The following is a 953-nucleotide window of genomic DNA, read 5'->3' as shown; positions in this document are numbered from 1 at the left end:
CCCCTTCGTTCTCGGCCCCGCCCCCGACCAAGGCCGACAAGGTGCACGCGGCGCGCGACCAGGAGGACGAGGAGGACGCCGAGCGCGAGGCGGCGGCGGAGAAGAACGACCCTGGCACCGACGACTCCCCGCCCGTAGAGGGCTCCGAGGAGTCGGCGGCCGACCAGTCCCGCCGTACGGAGAGCGAGCTCGACCCCGAGCAGAAGTCCGAGCCGAAGCCCGGACCCGGGGTCGCCTCCAAGGACCCGAAGCTGGGCGACGACCCGAAGGCCGGTCCGGCCGCCGCCGAGGCCACCGTGCAGGAGGCCAAGGACCGTTCGAAGGAGACCGGCGGCGGTACGGCCGAGAAGGCCGCCAAGGACGAGAAGGGCACCGCCGCGGCGGGCGGACCGGGCGACAAGGCCTCGGGCGGTGGTGACAAGGACTCCGCGCAGGCCCGCTCGGACACGTCGGCCAAGGAGTCCCCGGCGGAGAGCGCCAAGCAGGGCGCCGAGGGCGATAAGGCGACTGCCGACGAGGGGGCCAAGGGAGCGGCGAAGGCCGAGGAGTCTCCCGGCGCGCAGGAGTCGAAGGGCCCCAAGGACCAGGCCGCGGGGAGCGGTACGGGCTCGGACGGGGCCGCACCGGAGTCCGAGGCGCCGGCGGGCGGCGGTACGAGTCCGTCGACAGGTTCCACCTCGGACGCCCCGTCGGCCAACTCGGGCCCGGACAGCGACAGTTCGAGCTCATCACCATCTGCGGAGTCCCCTGCCCCATCCCGTACGGAGAAGCCGAGCCCGAGGGCGCAGGAACCGCGTAAGGAGAAGCCGAAGGACGAGGCCCCGCAGCCGGAGAGCAAGGCGAGCGCGAAGGCCGATTCGGAGGGCGAGGACTCCGGGTCCCGGTCTGCTCCCTCGGCACGCGGGAGTGGCGGAGGCGGTGGCGGCGGGGGTTCCAAGACCCCGGGCACCAAG

1 pseudogene is annotated in these 953 nt (G+C 74.0%); it reads left to right on the top strand.

From position 1 onward, the window contains the following. A pseudogene (locus GUY60_RS37915) lies at positions 1-953 on the top strand (hypothetical protein); the annotation flags it as partial.

The sequence above is a fragment of the Streptomyces boluensis genome (genome assembly GCF_009908195.1).
GTDB classification, from domain to species: domain Bacteria; phylum Actinomycetota; class Actinomycetes; order Streptomycetales; family Streptomycetaceae; genus Streptomyces; species Streptomyces boluensis.
Note: the sequence above shows the minus strand (reverse complement) of the source record. Positions and strands in the feature narration are given on the sequence as shown.